This is a genomic window from Skermanella aerolata KACC 11604 (assembly GCF_000936425.1).
Lineage (GTDB): Bacteria > Pseudomonadota > Alphaproteobacteria > Azospirillales > Azospirillaceae > Skermanella > Skermanella aerolata.
The window spans coordinates 1-1,395 of sequence record NZ_AVFK01000162.1 but is presented as its reverse complement, the minus strand read 5'-3'; the positions used below and the strand labels follow the sequence as shown (position 1 = coordinate 1,395).

At 63.0% G+C, this 1,395-nt stretch carries 1 protein-coding gene; it reads left to right on the top strand.

Annotated elements, in window-relative coordinates:
- The first annotated feature begins 141 nt into the window (after window positions 1-141).
- On the top strand, window positions 142-1,347 hold the full coding sequence (locus N826_RS38965) for an ABC transporter substrate-binding protein (RefSeq protein ID WP_044437991.1): 1,206 nt from the start codon (window positions 142-144) through the stop codon (window positions 1,345-1,347).
- Window positions 1,348-1,395 lie beyond the last annotated feature (48 nt).

Below are 1,395 nucleotides of genomic sequence, written 5' to 3'. Positions count from 1 at the left end.
GAAGGCAACATCGTCGACATGATCCCGAACGACCAGCTCGAAGCGAATACTGAAAAGCTGCACGGGTACCTGGGCGTCTGACCGAACCTGTCCGACCAAAAACAAAACCACGAATAACAATGATGAATGGGGATGCAGAAAATGCTCAAGAAGCTTCTTATGGGAACTGCGGCGGTCGCATTGTCGGCGGGCGCCGCTCAGGCGCAGATTTCCGGCGATACGGTGAAGATCGGCGTGCTGACCGATAAATCCAGCCTCTACGCCGACGTGGCGGGTGAGGGTTCGGTCGTCGCGGCCCAACTCGCGGTCGAGGAATTCGGCGGTAAGGCCGCCGGCAAGCCGGTCCAGGTCATCTCGGCCGACCACCAGAACAAGGCCGACATCTCGTCCAACATCGCGCGCCAGTGGTTCGATACCGAAGGGGTCGATGCGATCGCCGATCTGGTCACCTCCTCCACGGCGCTCGCCGTTCAGGAGGTCGCCCGTGACAAGGCCAAGGTTACGCTGATCTCGGGTGCCGCCACGTCTCGCCTGACGGGGGACGCCTGCTCGCCGACCGGTTTCCACTGGGCCTACGATACCTACGCGCTGGCGGTCGGCACCGGCCGCGCCGTGGTGCGCAACGGCGGCAAGAGCTGGTTCTTCCTCACGGCCGACTATGCCTTCGGCCACTCGCTTGAAGCCGATGTCACTCGCGAAGTGAAGGCGCTGGGCGGCGAAGTGAAGGGCAGCGTCCGTCATCCGCTCAACAGCTCCGACTTCTCGTCGTACCTGCTCCAGGCCCAGGGCTCGGGCGCCCAGGTCATCGGTCTCGCCAATGCCGGTACCGACACCACCAACTCGATCAAGCAGGCGGCGGAGTTCGGCATCACCCAGGCGGGGCAGTCGCTCGCGGGCCTGCTGCTGTTCATCAGCGATGTCGATGCGCTCGGGCTCCAGACGGCGCAGAACCTCGTGCTGACCACCGGCTTCTATTGGGATCTGGACGACGAAACGCGGGCCTGGTCGGCCAAGTACGAGAAGAAGACCGGCCGCAAGCCCACCATGGTCCAGGCCGGCGTCTATTCCTCCGTCCTGCACTACCTCAAGGCGGTCGATGCTGCGGGGACCGACGATGGCCTCAAGGTCGCCAACAAGATGAAGGAACTGCCGGTCAAGGACATGTTCGCCAAGAACGCGAAGCTCCTGCCCAACGGCCGGCTGGCGCATGACATGTATCTGGCGCGCGTCAAGCAGCCGGCGCAGTCCAAGGGCCGCTGGGACTATTACGACATCGTCAGCACCATCCCCGCCGAGGAAGCCTACCAGAAGCCCGAGGCGAGCGGCTGCCCCTTCACCAAGAAGTAAAAGCCTGAAATCCGGCTTGCGTTTGGTTGCAATGGGGGACTTAACGAT

Coding starts and splice junctions, on each gene's coding strand:
- N826_RS38965 (WP_044437991.1), top strand. CDS start 142: ATGCTCAAGAAGCTTCTTATGGGAACTGCGGCGGTCGCATTGTCGGCG.